This window comes from Plantibacter sp. RU18, from assembly GCF_050613355.1.
In the GTDB taxonomy this organism is placed as follows: domain Bacteria; phylum Actinomycetota; class Actinomycetes; order Actinomycetales; family Microbacteriaceae; genus Plantibacter.
Genome location: NZ_CP159618.1, coordinates 2,809,152 through 2,824,205 on the forward strand (window position 1 = coordinate 2,809,152; position 15,054 = coordinate 2,824,205).

16 protein-coding genes are annotated in these 15,054 nt (G+C 67.4%); 3 read left to right on the forward strand and 13 right to left on the reverse strand.

Annotated elements, in window-relative coordinates:
* Window positions 1-97 precede the first annotated feature (97 nt).
* Window positions 98-1,216 (forward strand): GNAT family N-acetyltransferase, encoded by a 1,119-nt coding sequence (locus ABMA10_RS13475; protein WP_347866968.1) that lies wholly within the window; start codon window positions 98-100, stop codon window positions 1,214-1,216.
* A gap of 39 nt (window positions 1,217-1,255) precedes the next feature.
* On the opposite strand, the gene mutM is transcribed toward ABMA10_RS13475, so the two are convergent.
* The 6 genes from mutM to ABMA10_RS13505 all read right to left on the reverse strand — a co-directional run bounded on the left by mutM (window position 1,256) and on the right by ABMA10_RS13505 (window position 6,409).
* Window positions 1,256-2,146 (reverse strand): bifunctional DNA-formamidopyrimidine glycosylase/DNA-(apurinic or apyrimidinic site) lyase, encoded by an 891-nt coding sequence (gene mutM / locus ABMA10_RS13480; RefSeq protein ID WP_347866967.1) that lies wholly within the window; start codon window positions 2,144-2,146, stop codon window positions 1,256-1,258.
* A complete protein-coding gene (rnc, locus tag ABMA10_RS13485; protein WP_347866971.1) occupies window positions 2,130-2,807 on the reverse strand; it encodes a ribonuclease III in 678 nt (225 codons plus the stop codon). Before rnc ends, mutM begins: the two co-directional genes overlap by 17 nt.
* A 94-nt stretch (window positions 2,808-2,901) precedes the next feature.
* Window positions 2,902-3,111, reverse strand: a complete 210-nt coding sequence (rpmF, locus tag ABMA10_RS13490) for a 50S ribosomal protein L32 (protein ID WP_056006932.1) — start codon at window positions 3,109-3,111, stop codon at window positions 2,902-2,904.
* 3 nt (window positions 3,112-3,114) lie between these two features.
* The gene (locus ABMA10_RS13495; protein WP_347866970.1) at window positions 3,115-3,627 is read right to left on the reverse strand and encodes a YceD family protein; all 513 of its coding nucleotides are present in this window, start codon (window positions 3,625-3,627) and stop codon (window positions 3,115-3,117) included.
* Between the two features lie 111 nt (window positions 3,628-3,738).
* Window positions 3,739-4,221, reverse strand: coding sequence for a pantetheine-phosphate adenylyltransferase (gene coaD, locus ABMA10_RS13500; protein ID WP_431030617.1), 483 nt, complete (start codon window positions 4,219-4,221; stop codon window positions 3,739-3,741).
* Between the two features lie 19 nt (window positions 4,222-4,240).
* Entirely contained in the window at window positions 4,241-6,409 is a 2,169-nt protein-coding gene (locus ABMA10_RS13505) for an ATP-dependent DNA helicase RecG (RefSeq protein ID WP_347866965.1), read from the reverse strand.
* 71 nt (window positions 6,410-6,480) lie between these two features.
* On the opposite strand from ABMA10_RS13505, the gene ABMA10_RS13510 reads away from it, so the two are divergent.
* Window positions 6,481-7,053: an RsmD family RNA methyltransferase gene (locus ABMA10_RS13510; RefSeq protein WP_347866964.1), complete on the forward strand. Its 573-nt coding sequence runs from the start codon at window positions 6,481-6,483 to the stop codon at window positions 7,051-7,053.
* Between the two features lie 29 nt (window positions 7,054-7,082).
* On the opposite strand, the gene thiL is transcribed toward ABMA10_RS13510, so the two are convergent.
* The gene (thiL, locus tag ABMA10_RS13515) at window positions 7,083-8,099 is read right to left on the reverse strand and encodes a thiamine-phosphate kinase (RefSeq protein WP_347866963.1); all 1,017 of its coding nucleotides are present in this window, start codon (window positions 8,097-8,099) and stop codon (window positions 7,083-7,085) included.
* Window positions 8,100-8,124: 25 nt separating this feature from the next.
* Here thiL and ABMA10_RS13520 point away from each other — a divergent pair, with 25 nt between their 5' ends.
* Window positions 8,125-8,616, forward strand: a complete 492-nt coding sequence (locus ABMA10_RS13520) for a DUF3515 family protein (RefSeq protein ID WP_347866962.1) — start codon at window positions 8,125-8,127, stop codon at window positions 8,614-8,616.
* A gap of 10 nt (window positions 8,617-8,626) precedes the next feature.
* On the opposite strand, the gene ABMA10_RS13525 is transcribed toward ABMA10_RS13520, so the two are convergent.
* The 6 genes from ABMA10_RS13525 to leuC are packed head-to-tail and all read right to left on the reverse strand — an operon-like array spanning window position 8,627 to window position 14,982.
* Window positions 8,627-9,718: a D-alanine--D-alanine ligase family protein gene (locus ABMA10_RS13525; RefSeq protein ID WP_347866961.1), complete on the reverse strand. Its 1,092-nt coding sequence runs from the start codon at window positions 9,716-9,718 to the stop codon at window positions 8,627-8,629.
* Window positions 9,621-10,712 (reverse strand): NAD(P)H-dependent glycerol-3-phosphate dehydrogenase, encoded by a 1,092-nt coding sequence (locus ABMA10_RS13530; RefSeq protein WP_431031524.1) that lies wholly within the window; start codon window positions 10,710-10,712, stop codon window positions 9,621-9,623. The genes ABMA10_RS13525 and ABMA10_RS13530 overlap by 98 nt, the downstream gene beginning before the upstream one ends.
* A 37-nt stretch (window positions 10,713-10,749) precedes the next feature.
* Complete coding sequence (locus ABMA10_RS13535) at window positions 10,750-11,490, reverse strand: lysophospholipid acyltransferase family protein (RefSeq protein WP_347866959.1); 741 nt, start codon at window positions 11,488-11,490, stop codon at window positions 10,750-10,752.
* 6 nt (window positions 11,491-11,496) lie between these two features.
* Entirely contained in the window at window positions 11,497-12,867 is a 1,371-nt protein-coding gene (gene murA / locus ABMA10_RS13540; protein WP_347866958.1) for a UDP-N-acetylglucosamine 1-carboxyvinyltransferase, read from the reverse strand.
* A gap of 19 nt (window positions 12,868-12,886) precedes the next feature.
* Window positions 12,887-13,483 carry a 3-isopropylmalate dehydratase small subunit gene (gene leuD / locus ABMA10_RS13545; RefSeq protein WP_347866957.1) on the reverse strand — a complete coding sequence of 199 codons (597 nt, stop codon included), beginning with the start codon at window positions 13,481-13,483 and terminating at the stop codon, window positions 12,887-12,889.
* Entirely contained in the window at window positions 13,483-14,982 is a 1,500-nt protein-coding gene (leuC, locus tag ABMA10_RS13550; protein WP_347866956.1) for a 3-isopropylmalate dehydratase large subunit, read from the reverse strand. The genes leuD and leuC overlap by 1 nt, the downstream gene beginning before the upstream one ends.
* Between the last annotated feature and the right edge of the window lie 72 nt (window positions 14,983-15,054).

The window sequence follows — 15,054 nt, forward strand, 5'->3', positions numbered from 1 at the left end:
CCGGGTCACGGATGCTGTGCACTACGGTAGCGAATCCGCGGGCGGGCCCGGGACACCACGCTGGGTCTCACCGGCCGACGTCGTTCCCGCCCGTAACATGGACCGAACACGACCAGCGACGGCGGAGGCGATGATGCGGTTCACGATCGACGAAGTGAACATCCCGATGACCGGCGGCTCCGCGGTGTTCGACGCCGTCCAAGGCGTCGCCAACACGATCGAGTCCGAGACCTGGTCGAACGACGACTTCGTCGTCGCGCCGGAGACCGTGTTGCCCGAGTACCGCGATCAGCGGTTCCAGCGGCGTGAGCTGCTCGCGGCCGATCTCGGCGGACGGGTCGTCGGCCGTGGTTGGCTCGGGTACGGCACGGAAGCGGATGCCACGACGGCGTCACTGAACGTCGGCGTCCTGCCGGATGCTCGCGGACAGGGTATCGGGAGCGCGCTCCTCGACGCACTCGAGAAGCGGGCGATCGCCGCCGGGCGGCTGACCGTGACGGCGTACACCGAACACGCCATCGCCGACATCCCGCCGGATGAACCGCTCCTCGGCGCCAGCGTCGGTGAACGAGCGATCCCGGCGAACGCGACGTCCGCCCGCTTCCTGCTCGCTCGCGGGTACACACTCGGACAGGTCGAGCGCACAAACCGCTGCAAACTCGACGACATCCGCGAAGAGCTGCCCCCACTCATCGCGCACGCGGCATCGGAAGCCGGCCAGGACTACGAGCTTGTGCACTGGATCGATCACACCCCGGACGCCCTCCTCAACTCGCTGGCGACGGCTCACGAACAGATGGCGGCCGACATCCCCGCGGCTGACCTCGACGTCGACGCTGAGATCTGGTCTCCCGAGCGCATCCGCTCCCGCGAGCGACAACTCGCGGATGCCGGCGATCGGGCACTCGTCGTCGCAGCAGTCCATCGGGACAGCGGCGATGTCGCGGGGTACAGCGAACTCATCCTCACGGAGGGCAAGCACCACGCGGAGCAGTGGGACACGCTCGTCGTCGGAGCGCATCGTGGTCACCGTCTCGGTCTCTGGATGAAGGCCGCGAATCTCGCCGCGCTCGCCGAGCACGCGCCGGAACGTTCACGCATCTACACGTGGAATGCCGACGAGAACCAGCACATGCTCGCGATCAACGACCGCCTACGGTTCCTGATCGTCGGCTATTCCGGCGAGTGGCAGCGACGCATCGGCCAGCCCGACTGATCCCGCGGAGCAGTATCCCCGCGCGACGCGCGACGGTCCTCAGGAGCGGCGCTGGCACGTCGGGCATCGGTGCGACCCGCGGTTCATGAACTGCTCCCGCACGATGAGCGTGCCGCAGCGTGGGCAGGGCTTGCCCTGACGACCGTAGGCGTTCAGGCTGTGCGCGAAGTACCCGGCCTGACCATTGACATTGACGTACTGCGCATCGAAGCTCGTGCCACCCTCGGCCAGCGCCTTGGCGAGCACAGTCCTAACCTCGGCGAGGAGGCGCTCCGCGCGCGCTCGACTGACGCGTGCGGTCAGTTGCTCGGGATGGAGCTGCGCCGCCCACAGGGATTCGTCGGCGTAGATGTTGCCGATCCCGCTGACGAGCGTCTGATCCAGGAGGGCGCGCTTCAGGCCCGTCAGTTTCGTTCGGAGCGCACGGAGGAAGCTCGCGTCGTCGAATGCCGGATCCATCGGATCGCGCGCGATGTGCGCCACCTGGTCCGGAACGACCGGCGCGGGGTCTCCGAACCCGCCTGCAGCTCCGTCGTTCGTCGGGACGAGCGACGTGACGGCCATCGACCCGAAGATCCGTTGATCGACGAAGTGCAACCACAACTCACCGTGCGTCGGGTGTTCGAGCTGCAGTCGGATACGGAGCAGGCGGTCCGCGTCATCGCCTGGCGCCCGCAGCAGCATCTGTCCGCTCATACCCAGGTGGCCGACGATCGCCTCGTCGTCATCGAGCGGGAACCAGAGGAATTTGCCACGCCGCACGGCCGAACGGATCGTTCGTCCGGCGAGGCGCGCACTGAAGTCGGAGACCCCGCCGAGGTGACGGCGGAGCGACCGCTCATCGAAGACGTCGACGCCGGCGATCGTCGCACCGCTGACCGCGGGTTCGAGACCGGCCCGGACGACCTCGACCTCAGGGAGTTCTGGCACTGATCGTGGCCCACGCGTCGAGGGCGGCCGCCATCTCGGCGTGTTTCTTGCTCGTTCCGGACCCTGTCGCTGTCACTGCAGTACCGACCGTGACCGTCGCGACGAAACGTCGGTCGTGATCCGGGCCGGAGCTCGCGATCTCGTACACCGGAGCCGGGGCGCCGATCGATGCTGCAGCCTCCTGCAGGCTGGTCTTCGGATCCATGGCGGCACCGAAGCGCTCGGGGTTCTCCAGCAGCGGGGTGACGAGGCGGAGGACCAGGGAGGTCGCTGCGTCAGGACCCGCTGACAGGTAGGTCGCCCCGATCACGGCTTCCATGGTGTCGGCCAGGATGGACGCCTTGTCCCGGCCGCCCGTCTGGTCCTCGCCCTTGCCGAGTTTGATGCGCGCGCCGAGCCCGATCGTCCGGGCGATCTCGGCGAGGGCGATCGTCGACACGAGACTGGCACGCCGCTTCGCGAGCTGCCCCTCGTCGAGCTGCGGGAAGTCGCGGTAGAGCATGACCGTGACCGCCTGGCCGAGGATGGAGTCGCCGAGGAACTCGAGGCGCTCATTGTGCGGCAGCCCGCCATGCTCGTACGCGTAGGAGCGGTGCGTCAACGCGAGGTCGAGGAGCTCGTACGAGACATCGACACCCAGCTGCTGCGCACAAGCGACCACACCGGGGTCGGGCTCCGAGACGGAGCCGACCCCGGTGTGGTCGAAGTGATTCGTGTTCACGCTGTTCGAGCGCGGACGTTCAGGTGCTGACGGATCAGACGTCTGCGACCTTGCGGCCCTTGTACTCGAGGTACAAAGCAGTGCCCTGCGAGTCCTCGACGACCTTCGCGCGGTGCGGGAGGCTGTACGTGACGCGACCGTTCTCCACCGTCTTCACGAGCGTCGGCACGGCGGCCTTCCACTGCGAGCGACGCGAGCGGGTGTTCGAGCGCGAGACCTTCCGCTTCGGGGGGTTTCCAGCCATGATCTATCTCTCTTCTGTGTCTGCAGCTGCGACCGCGTCGCTGCTGGTGTCTGTGTCAAGTTCGGAGTCTGAGGACAAGCTCGCAAGCGCGGACCAACGAGGATCTGCGATTTCGTGAGGGTGTCGTTCCGGAATCTCGGCCAACCGCTCACCGGTCTCGGGGTCGAGTCCGGGGCAATCCGGCTGGCACACCGGCTGAAACGGCAATGCGAGAACTACCGCATCTCTGACCAGAGGTTCAAGATCCACGTGGTCGTCGTGAACCTCGAAGTCAGACGCTTCCGAACCAGGATACGTGAAAAGTTCCTGAATCTCGACTTCGACAGGCAGTTCGATGTCTCGGAGGCACCGACCGCACTCGCCGGTGGCCAGGACGTCGAGGTCGGCGGTCACGAGGATCCCCTCGTGCACGGACTCCAGACGCACCCGTTCTGCGAGCGTCGTACCCTCCTGGACGGCCACGAGCCCCTCGCCCCAGCGCTCGACGAGCACCACTTCGAGGTCATGCTCGCGCATCTCCCCAGGACGGTTCACCAGATCGCGCACGTTGACGCTGAACGGGGAGTTGTGGGTTCTCTTCCTAGTCACGATCGACGATTCTACGCCGACCGCGGCTGGGAGGTCGCCTTAGCCCTCGCGGAGGAAGGTCGCCACGACCGGCGGCACGTACGGGCTGACGTCGCCGCCGAGCGCCGCGACCTGTCGGACGAGCGAACTCGAGACGTGCGCGTGGGCCGGATCCGGCAGGAGGAAGACCGTCTCCACGCCGGCGAGCGAGCGGTTCATGATCGCCATGGGCGTCTCGTAGGCGACGTCCACCTGCGACCGGATCCCCTTGACGAGCACGCTCGCTCCCACGTCGGTGCAGTAGTCGACGAGCAGACCGACGTTCCACTGGGCGACCACGACGTTGTCGCCCACTTCGCCATCGGCGATCGAGTGCTCGAGCAGCGCCACCCGCTGGGGCATCGGCAACAGTGCGGACTTGTCCGGGTTGTGGACGACGAGCACGTGCAGTTCGTCGAAGATCCGTGCGGCCCTCTCGATGACGTCGAGGTGACCGAGGGTCACAGGGTCGAACGATCCGGGGACGACGGCGATCCGCTTCATGCCGCCAGCCTACCCGTGCTCAGTTCTTGGCGAGGGCGGCGCGGTCGAATTCGTCGAGACGCCGTTGCAATGCCTCGGCGAGCACGGGGTGCGCCGAGAGGTCTGGATCGGCCGCGAGGAGCTCGCCGGCATCGGCGCGGGCCTCGGTGATCACCTCCCCATCGTGGGCGACGCGGAGCAACTTGAGCGACGAGCGTCCGCCCGATTGCAAGCTTCCGAGCACGTCGCCCTCGCGACGCAGCTCGAGGTCGACCTGGGCGAGGTCGAAGCCGTCGAGTGTGGCCGCGACCGCATCCACGCGTTCCCGCGCCGTGCTCTCCGCCTCGGAGGCCGTCACGAGGAGGCACAGACCCGGCACACCTCCACGCCCGACGCGGCCACGGAGCTGATGGAGCTGCGAGACCCCGAAACGATCCGCATCGAGCACCACCATGGTCGACGCGTTCGGGACGTCGACCCCGACTTCGATGACCGTCGTCGCGACGAGCACGTCGATGTCTCCAGCGGCGAACCCCCGCATCGTCTGGTCCTTCTCTTCCGCGCTCATGCGACCGTGCAGCACCTCGATGCGGCGACCGGCGAGCAGTGGGTGGGAGCGCAGCTGCTCGACGGTCGTCATGACGGATGCGATCGGGCGAGCCGGATCCTCGCCGTCGCCCAGCTCCTCCCCCGGCTCGACCTGTTTCGCGTCGATGGATGGACACACGACGAAGCCCTGCCGACCCTGCTCGAGCTCTTCGGCGAGGCGTTCCCAGACGCGGGAGATCCACCCCGGATGGTCGACGAGGGGGACGACGAAGCTCTCGATGCCCTGCCGCCCCTGCGGCAGCTCCTTGATCGTGCTGACATCGAGGTCGCCGAACACCGTCATCGCGACTGTGCGAGGGATCGGCGTCGCCGTGAGGACGAGCACGTGCGGTGGCGTATGCCCCTTCTGCCGGAGCTGGTCGCGCTGCTCGACACCGAACCGGTGCTGTTCGTCGACCACGACGAGTCCGAGGTCTGCAAAGGTCACCGCCTCGCCGAGCAACGCGTGCGTGCCGATGACGATGCGGGCCTGGCCGGCGACGATGCGCAGCAAGGCGCGCTTCCGGTCAGAGGCAGGCAACTGGCCGGTGAGCAGCGTCGGCATGAGATCGGCCGAGAGGTCTGGACCGAGCGATTTCACGATCGAGCGCAGATGCTGAGCTGCGAGCACCTCCGTCGGGGCGAGGAGCGCCGACTGGCCACCGCTGTCGGCGACTGCAGCCATCGCGCGGAGCGCAACCAGCGTCTTGCCCGAGCCGACCTCACCCTGCACCAGTCGGTTCATCGGCGTCGACTCGGCGAGGTCGGTGGCGATCTCCGCCCCCACCGTCTGCTGGTCGCCGGTGAGGGTGAACGGGATCGCAGCGTCGAGACGGTCGAGGAACCCGCCGGGTTTCGGGTGCCGTGCCTCCGCAGCCATCGTCCTGGCTGCCGCGCGCTGTTGGAGCAACGCGGTCTGCAACAGGTACGCCTCCTGGTATCGGAGGCTCCGACGCCCGCGCTGCCAGTCACGATCGACTTCGGGGCGGTGCACCGCCCGGAGCGCCTCGTCGAACCCGAGCTCGCCGCGCGCCGACCGTACCGAGGCCGGCACGGGGTCGTCGAGCATCGGAAGCGCGTCGAGCACGAGCTCGACCGACTTCTGCAGCTGCCAGCTGGCGAGCGTGCTCGATGCGGGGTAGATCGGGATGGGCGCTTCGGACCAGCGTTTCGCCTCGGCGTCGGCCAGTGCAGGGGCGTCCGCGTGGTCGGGGAAGAGTTCGTACGCCGGGTGCGCGAGTTGATAGCTCCCGCGGTAGTCACCGACCTTGCCGGCGAAGATGCCGCGCAGCCCTGGCCTCAGTTCGTTCGCACGCCACGACTGGTTGAAGAAGGTGAGGTTCAACCGCCCCTGACCGTCGGAGATGACCACCTCGAGGATGGAACCGCGCCGCTGCTTCATGCTGCGCTCTCGGACCTCCAAGACGTCGGCCACGATCGTGACGTCCTCGCCGAGCGGCAACTGACCGAGGACGGTGAGCTCACCGCGCCGCGCATAGCGACGCGGATAGTGTTCCAGCAGGTCGCCGACGGTGTCGATGCCGAAAGCACGGTGGAGGGCCGTCGCCGTACGCCCCCCGAGGACACCACCGAGCTTCGTGCCCAGCTCGATCCCCGTCATGCCCCGAGTCTATTCGGGCCCTCGGACACTCGCGTTTCGTCGAGGACGGTCCGGACTGCGAGGATGGAGCCATGGCCGGCATCAGGATCATCTCGGGGTACGCCGGATCGCTCACGATCCGCGTCCCCGGCAGCGGCACCCGACCCACCAGCGACCGCGTGCGAGAAGCACTCTTCTCCGCTCTCGAAGCACGTGACGTGATCGAGGGCGCCGAGGTGCTGGACCTCTACGCCGGCTCCGGCTCGCTCGGCCTCGAATGCGCGAGCCGCGGCGCGTCCGCCGTCGTCCTCGTCGACCGGGGCCCCGAAGCCGCGAAGGTCTGCCGTGCCAACGCGAAGACCGTGACCGCGGCCGCTCCACGTGACCGTGCACCGCGGGTCGCGGTCCATGCCAAGGCCGTCGGCGCCTACCTGGCTGGCGCGACGGTGCCATCAGACCTGGTGTTCATCGATCCTCCGTACGACCTCCCCGAGGATGAGTTGACGGCGAACCTCGCCGCCCTCGTCGGCCTGGTGACCGATGATGGCCTGGTGCTCGTCGAGCGGAGTTCGCGCTCTCCCGAGCCGACGCTCCCGCCGGAATTCGAGCAGCTCCGGAAGAGCACATACGGCGAGACCGTCGTCTGGTGGGTCGTCCCCGCCTGACGCATTGAGCGCGTCGGAGGTCGGGGCGCTCAGCCCACTGCATCGTCCCAATCGCGGTACGGGTCCCACCCGGCTCGACCGTCGTAGACGACGCCATCCACGAGGACCCCCTCTCCGGGAACGACGGCGCCGATGCGGCGAAACCCCTCAGGCAACACCGTCCCTACTGGGAACGTCGCGCACAACGAGTGGTCCTCGCCGCCGGAGAGGGCGAGCGCAGGGTCCGACCCGAGGGCCGCCACGTCGAGATCGATGGCGACACCGCTCGCTGCGGCGATCCGGCCGACGTCGAGGGCCAATCCGTCGGACAGGTCGAGCATTGCCGACGCCCCGTTGCGCGCCGCGACGACGCCCGCCAGGATCGGAGGCCGTGGGGCGAGCTGGGCCGCGATCGCCGTGGGCTGCTCCGCGCGGAGTGCCGCAGCCGCTGTTGCAGACGGCATGCCGTCGGCGTCGACCCCACGCTCGAACAGCAGTCGCAACCCGCTCGCCGCTGCGCCGAGAGCCCCTGCCACCGCGACGACGTCTCCGATCACCGCTCCGTCGCGTCGGACCGGGTCCCTGCCCTCGAGATCTCCGAAGGCCGTGACTGCGATCATGAAGACGTCCGAGACCGCCAGATCCCCACCGACCACACCACAGCCCGGTGCAAGCGCGGCGCACGCGTCGCGCAGACCGTCGGCGAACCCCTCCAGGACGGCGACCGGCAACTGCTTCGGCATCGCCAGCGCCACGACGAGCGCGGTCGGCTTCGCCCCCATCGCGGCGACGTCGGCGAGATTGCTCGCCGCGGCCTTCCACCCGAGGTCGTGTGCACTCGACCAGGCCAGACGGAAATCGGGCCCGTGGATCATCGTGTCCGTCGTGACCACGAAGCGCCCATCGGGCGCTGCGACCACGGCGGCGTCGTCTCCCGGCCCGAGGAGCTCCGCATCCGCGTGCGGCAGGCGCGGGAAGATCCGCGCGAGCAGCTCACCCTCCGGCAGCTCCCCGACGCGCAGCCCGTCCGTGCTGGTGTCCTCGGACGGCTTCACAGACTCGTTCATGGGATCAACGGTAGCCTGGTGGACGATGTCCCCGATCCGTGCCCTCCTGGCCTCCGCTCTCGCCGTGGCCGCAACGCTCGCCCTCGCCGGCTGCGCACCGTCCGTCGCACTCGAAGCGGCCGATGACGCCAACAACCCGCAGTGCGCCGAAGTCACCGTGCGTCTGCCCGACGTCGTCGCCGAGCTCCCTGAGCGGACGACTGACGCCCAAGCCACGGGCGCCTGGGGTGATCCCGCCTCGGTGCTCCTGCACTGCGGCGTGGCGATCCCAGGGCCGACGACGCAACAGTGCCAGTCGGTCAACGGTGTCGACTGGATCATCGACGACTCCGACGCCCCGAACTACCGGTTCACGACGTTCGGCCGCACGCCGGCGATCGAAGTCGTGCTCGACGGCGATGCCGTCGCGAGCAGCACAGTGCTCGCCGATCTCGCACCGTCGGTCTCGGTGCTGCCGATCACCGGAAAGTGCACCGCCCTCGGCGACGCGGAACTGCCGATCCCGACCGACGGCTGACGCGACCGCGTCAGGATCGCGCGCGCGCGACCTCGATCAACTCGGTGATGAGTTCCGGGTAGCTGAGCCCGGAGGCCAGCCAACAGCTCGGGAACATCGAGATCGGTGTGAACCCAGGCATCGTGTTCACCTCGTTGACGACGAACCCGTCAGCCGTCAGGAAGAAGTCGACGCGAGACAACCCCGCGGCGCCGAGCGCCTCGAAGGAACGGCGGGCGAGATCCTGCATCTCGCCGAGCTCAACGTCGGTGAGGTCGGCTGGGCACACCAGCTCGATACCGGGAGCATCGAGGTACTTCGCCGCGAAGTCGTAGAAGTCGCGACCGGTGACGACGACCTCGCCGGCGACCGACACCCTCGGAGCGAGTCCGGGCAGCGATTCCAGGACGGCGCACTCGACCTCACGGCCGACGAGTCCGGTCTCGACGAGGACCGTGGAGTCCTCAGCGAGTGCGACCTCGATGGCCTCGGCGAAGGCCGCGGGAGTGGACACCTTCGAGACTCCGACACTCGAACCTGCCCGTGCCGGCTTCACGAACGCAGGCAGACCGAGCGAGTCGAGGGAGTCGAGCACCGTCTGCGGGGAGGACGTCCACTCGTGCGCGGTGAAGCGCACCCAGGGCGCCACGGCGATACCGGCGGCCTCGAGGACGGTTTTCGTGAAGTGCTTGTCCATCCCGAGGGACGAGGCCAGGACACCCGAACCCACGTAGGGCAGGTCGACGAGTTCGAGCATGCCCTGCACCGTGCCGTCTTCGCCGAAGCGGCCGTGCAGGATCGGGAAGACGATGTCGATCGGGCCGAGGGTCGACTCGGTGCCATCGGCGGCGACGACGGTCAGCTGCGGTGAACCGATGCGCTCGGGCCAACGCACCTTGGGGCGTGAGGCGTCTACCTCCGGCAGGTGTTCAGGGTCGAGGGCGTACCGGCTCGGGTCGTCGACCTCGAGCACGTAGGACCCGTCATGGGCGATTCCGACGGGGTAGACGTCGTAGCGTTCGCGGTCAATCGCCGCGAGGACGCCGCCCGCCGTTGCGCAGCTGATCGAGTGCTCGCTTGAACGGCCTCCAAAGAGCACCACCACTCCGGTCTTGTGCGTCATCGTTGCTTCTCTCCCCCTGGGGTTCGTCGTCGTCGGTCGTGAGGTGGGGCGCGATGTCCTTCGGGTCGAGCGTGCCGTCGAGCACCCGCTTGACCTGTTCGACGATCGGCATCGCGACCCCCTTGGCTCGTGCGAGCTCGAGCACCGGCGCCACCGACGCCAGACCCTCGGCCGTCTGCTGCATCTGCTTGACGACGTCGTCGAACTGATACCCCTGGCCGAGCAGTCGCCCGGCGGTGTTGTTACGGGACAACGGTGATTGGCAGGTCGCGATGAGGTCGCCGAGTCCGGCGAGCCCGGAGAGCGTCTCCGGGTGTGCGCCGTGCGCCACCGCGAAGTCAGTCATCTCCACGAGTCCGCGGGTGATGATCGAGGCCTTCGTGTTCTCGCCGTACCCGACACCGTCCACGATGCCGATCGCGACGGCGATGAGGTTCTTCAGTACACCGCCGAACTCGGTGCCGATGACGTCGGTGTTCACGAAGCTGCGGAAGTACCGGTTCCGGGCGAGGAGCGCGACGGTCTGCGCCGTCTCGAGGCTCTCGGAGGAGATGACAGCGGCGGTCGGCTGCTCACGGGCGATCTCGAGCGCGAGGTTCGGACCGGACGCGACCGCGATGCGCGAGGGATCGATGTCGAGGGTCTCGCGGATGACCTCGCTCATGCGGGATCCGCTGCGGCGCTCCACACCCTTCATCAGGGAGACGACGATGGTGTCGTCCTCGAGATGGGGCCGGAGCGCGATCAGGTTATCCCGCAAGGACTGGCTGGGGACCGACAGGAAGATGATCGACGCGCCACGCACGGCGTCAACCATGCTCGCCGTCGCAGTCATGCGCATCGGCAGGTTCACGCCGGGAAGGTAGTCGCTGTTGCGTTTCGCCTCGGTGATCTCGCGTGCGAGTTCCGGGCGTCTGGCCCACATCACCACGTCCGAGCCGCCGTCGGCGAGGATCTTGCCGAACGTCGTGCCCCAGCTGCCCGCTCCCAACACGGCGACCTTGGCGGCGGCCTGGGATACCGGAACACTTCTAGGACTCAAAACGGCCCGTCTCCTTCTGCTGGTGCTTCGTTGGGTCCCAGCGCTCGGCGGGGGCCTTTGCACCCCGGAGTTCCTCGCACAGGGCGGTGATGGCCTGCATGACGACCTCGGTCGCCTCGTTCAGCGTCTTCGAGTCTAGCGGCCGTCCGGCGAACGCCGAGAGGTCGACCGGCTCGCCGATGGACACGTCCACCCGTTTGCGAAGCGGAAAGATCGAGAGCTTCCCGTACCTGGGCATGACCTCTTGTGTACCCCAGTGGGCGGCAGGGATGATGGGCAGCCCATGGGTGAGTGCGATGCGGACGGCGCCCGTCCTGCCACGCATCGGCCACAGGGCCGGATCCCGGGTGAGTGAGCCCTCCGGATAGACGACGACGCCCTGACCTCGGTCGACGAGCTGCGCCGCGGCCGAAACGGGATCCATGCCTCTGGCGGAACCTTCCCGTTCCACCGGGATCTGACCCGCTTTCGTCAGCAGCCAGCCGACCACTGGGATCTTGAACAGGCTGCCCTTGGCCATGAAGCGCGGCTGGCGCCCGAGACGCCACACCGTGACACCCATGATCAGGGGGTCGAACTCACTGTCATGGTTCGGGGACAGGATGAAAGGACCCTCCTGCGGGAGGCGCTCACCATGCCGGATGCGCAACTTCACGAGGGCGCTGAAGGGCGGGACCGCGATCGAGGAAAGCACCCAGTAGATCGACGGCTTCGACCGCTCAGCACCCACCCCGGCCTACTCCGCTTCGAGGACGAAGTCAGCGCCGAGCTGCTGCAGCTTCACGATGAAGTTCTCGTAGCCGCGGCTGATGATCCCGACGTTGCTCACCGTGGACTTGCCTTCTGCGGTCAGCGCGGCGATCAGGTGGCTGAATCCCCCACGGAGGTCGGGGACCTCGATGTCGGCGCCGTGCAACGGGGTCGGCCCGGTGATCACCGCAGCCTGCTCGAGGTTGCGACGGGGCACCCGACGAGGCGTTCCGGACAACCCGTTCGGGTGCACGACGATGTTCGCGCCCATCGTGTTGAGCGCGTCCGTGAACCCGAAGCGGTTCTCGTACACCGTCTCGTGGACGATCGACTCACCGGTCGCCTGCGTGAGGGCGACGATCAGCGGCTGCTGCCAGTCCGTCATGAAGCCCGGGTGGACATCCGTCTCGATGACGACGGGCTTGAGCGCTTCCTTGCGGTAGAACCGGATACCGTCGTCGGTGATGTCGAAGCCACCACCGGCCTTCCGGAAGATGTTGAGGAAGGTCATCATGTCCTGCTGCTTCGCGCCGCCGACGAAGATGTCTCCGTCGGTCGCGAGTGCGGCCGATGCCCAGCTCGCGGCTTCGTTGCGGTCGCCGATGGCGGTGTGGTCGTAAGCGTCGAGTGTGTCGACGCCCTCGATCACGATGACACGGTTGGGCTCGTACGAGATGATCGCGCCCATCTTCTGCAGCACGGCGATGAGGTCCATGATCTCAGGCTCGATCGCGGCGTTCTTCAGCTCGGTCGTGCCCTTGGCGCGCACTGCGGTGAGCAGGACCTGCTCGGTAGCGCCGACGCTCGGGTACGGGAGGTGCACCGTGGTGCCGTGGAGCCCGTTCGGTGCTGAGAGACGGATGCCCTGCGGGAGTTTCTCGACGACGGCGCCGAACTTCCTGAGCGCGTCGAGGTGGAAGTCGATCGGGCGGTCGCCGATGCGACAACCACCGAGGTCGGGGATGAACGCAGCGCCCAGGCGGTGCAGCAGCGGTCCGCAGAAGAGGATCGGGATGCGCGAGAAGCCGGCGTGAGCGTCGATCTCCTCCATGTGTGCCGACTCGACGTTCGTCGGGTCGAGTCGCAGCTCGTTCGGGTTCTCGCCTTCGGTGACATCGACGCCGTGGATCTCCAGCAACGAACGGACGACACGGACATCGCTGATGTTCGGAACGTTGCGCAAGACGCTGACGTTCTCACCCAGCAATGATGCGACCATCGCTTTGGTCACGAGGTTCTTCGCACCCTTGACCTCGATACGACCGGTGAGCGGGATGCCGCCGTTGATCGTGATGCGGTCGACATCGAGTCCGACCGACGAACCTGCCGCCTGTGACGCCTGGACGAGTGAATTCAAACCGATACCTACTGCCTTGCTACTTGACGGGGATGGTGCGGGGAAGCCAATTCGGACGCTTCGCCTCGAACGCGGTGATCTGCTCTTCGCTGCGGAGCGTGAGCCCGATGTCGTCGAGACCTTCGATGAGCCGCCACCGAGTGTAATCGTCCACCTCGAACGAAACCGTGAGATCGCCGACCGTGATGGTGCGGTCGATGAGGTTCACGACCGATTCGGAACCGGGTTCCGCTTCGATGGCGAGCCAGAGCTGCTCGAGCTCCTCCTCGGTGACCTGCGCGGCCAACAGGCCCTGCTTCCCCGAGTTTCCGCGGAAGATGTCGCCGAAGCGCGAGGAGACGACGACCTTGAATCCGAAATCGCGGAGTGCCCAGACCGCGTGCTCACGGGAGGAACCGGTACCGAAGTCGTGCCCGGCCACGAGGATGCTCGCTCCCAGGTACGACTCCTGATTCAGTACGAATTCGGGGCCCTGGCGCCAGCCGGCGAACAGGGCGTCCTCGAAGCCGGTCTTGGTGACCCGTTTCAGGTAGACGGCAGGGATGATCTGGTCGGTGTCGACGTTCGAGCGACGCAGGGGCGCAGCGATGCCGGCGACCGTGGTGAACTTGTCCATCAGGCGTGCACGCCTTCCTGCTCGGAGGCGACGCGGCCGTCGGCATCGGTCACCAGGTCGGCAGGGCTCGACAGCGTTCCGCGGATCGCGGTGGCGGCGGCGACCAGCGGCGACACGAGGTGGGTGCGGCCACCCTTACCCTGACGACCCTCGAAGTTGCGGTTGGAGGTCGACGCGCAGCGTTCCCCCGGAGCCAGCTGATCGGGGTTCATGCCGAGGCACATCGAACAACCGGCGAAGCGCCACTCGGCTCCGAAGGCGATGATGATCTTGTCGAGGCCTTCGGCCTCGGCCTCGATGCGCACGCGCGCGGAACCCGGGACGACCATCACACGCACGCCTTCCGCTTTTGTGTGCCCCTCGATGACCGAGGCGAACGCGCGCAGATCTTCGATGCGACTGTTCGTGCAGGAGCCCATGAACACCGCGTCGACCGGGATCTCCTTCATCGGAGTGCCGGCCGTGAGGTCCATGTACTCGAGGGCACGTTCGGCGGCCGAGCGTTCGTTCGCATCGGCGATGGTGGTCGGGTCCGGTACGGAGTCGCTGAGCGAGACACCCTGGCCGGGGTTGGTCCCCCAGGTGACGAACGGCTCGAGTGTGTCGGCATCGAGGAAGACCTCAGCGTCGAAGACCGCACCCTCATCGGTTGCGAGGGTGTCCCAGTATGCGACGGCCTCGTCCCAGTCGGCGCCGACCGGTGCGTGCGGGCGGCCTTCGAGGTAGTCGTAGGTGATCTGATCGGGCGCGACCATGCCTGCGCGAGCGCCCGCCTCGATCGACATGTTGCAGATCGTCATGCGACCCTCCATGGAGAGGGCGCGGATGGCGGAGCCACGATACTCGAGCACGTAGCCCTGGCCACCACCGGTGCCGATCTTCGCGATGACCGCCAGGATGATGTCCTTCGCGGTGACACCGGGACGCAACGTGCCTTCGACCGTGATCGCCATCGTCTTGAACGGCTTCAGCGGCAACGTCTGGGTCGCCATCACATGCTCGACCTCGCTCGTGCCGATCCCGAAGGCCATGGCGCCGAACGCGCCGTGCGTGGAGGTGTGCGAGTCGCCGCAGACGACGGTGATGCCCGGCATGGTGAGGCCGAGCTGCGGGCCGACGACGTGGACGATGCCCTGGTCGAGGTCGCCGAGCGAGTGGATCCGGACACCGAACTCGGCAGCGTTGCGCCGGAGCGTCTCGATCTGCGTGCGACTCGTGAGATCGGCGATGGGCTTGTCGATCGCGAGTGTCGGGGTGTTGTGGTCCTCGGTCGCGATCGTCAGGTCGACACGACGCAACGGACGATCCGCCATGCGGAGGCCGTCGAAGGCCTGCGGACTGGTGACCTCGTGCACGAGGTGCAGGTCGATGTAGATGAGGTCGGGGGTGCCGTCCTCGCCCTTGACGACGAGGTGGTCATCCCAGACCTTCTCTGCGAGCGTCCGAGGATGCTCGGGGATACTGCTCGGGGCGGACGGATCGGCGTTCAGCTGCGACATGTCGTGAGATTCCTTCAAACGATGAGTGGTCAGGCGTCGGCGACCTCCGCGACGAGGGAGCCTGGAACTAGG

Excerpts from the sequence above, each read along its gene's own strand:
- ABMA10_RS13475 (WP_347866968.1), top strand. The coding sequence starts at position 98 with ATGGACCGAACACGACCAGCGACGGCGGAGGCGATGATGCGGTTCACG.
- rpmF (WP_056006932.1), bottom strand. The coding sequence starts at position 3,111 with ATGGCTGGAAACCCCCCGAAGCGGAAGGTCTCGCGCTCGAACACCCGC.
- ABMA10_RS13495 (WP_347866970.1), bottom strand. The coding sequence starts at position 3,627 with ATGCGCGAGCATGACCTCGAAGTGGTGCTCGTCGAGCGCTGGGGCGAG.
- coaD (WP_431030617.1), bottom strand. The coding sequence starts at position 4,221 with ATGAAGCGGATCGCCGTCGTCCCCGGATCGTTCGACCCTGTGACCCTC.
- ABMA10_RS13505 (WP_347866965.1), bottom strand. The coding sequence starts at position 6,409 with ATGACGGGGATCGAGCTGGGCACGAAGCTCGGTGGTGTCCTCGGGGGG.
- ABMA10_RS13510 (WP_347866964.1), top strand. The coding sequence starts at position 6,481 with ATGGCCGGCATCAGGATCATCTCGGGGTACGCCGGATCGCTCACGATC.
- thiL (WP_347866963.1), bottom strand. The coding sequence starts at position 8,099 with ATGAACGAGTCTGTGAAGCCGTCCGAGGACACCAGCACGGACGGGCTG.
- ABMA10_RS13520 (WP_347866962.1), top strand. The coding sequence starts at position 8,125 with ATGTCCCCGATCCGTGCCCTCCTGGCCTCCGCTCTCGCCGTGGCCGCA.
- ABMA10_RS13525 (WP_347866961.1), bottom strand. The coding sequence starts at position 9,718 with ATGACGCACAAGACCGGAGTGGTGGTGCTCTTTGGAGGCCGTTCAAGC.
- leuD (WP_347866957.1), bottom strand. The coding sequence starts at position 13,483 with ATGGACAAGTTCACCACGGTCGCCGGCATCGCTGCGCCCCTGCGTCGC.
- leuC (WP_347866956.1), bottom strand. The coding sequence starts at position 14,982 with ATGTCGCAGCTGAACGCCGATCCGTCCGCCCCGAGCAGTATCCCCGAG.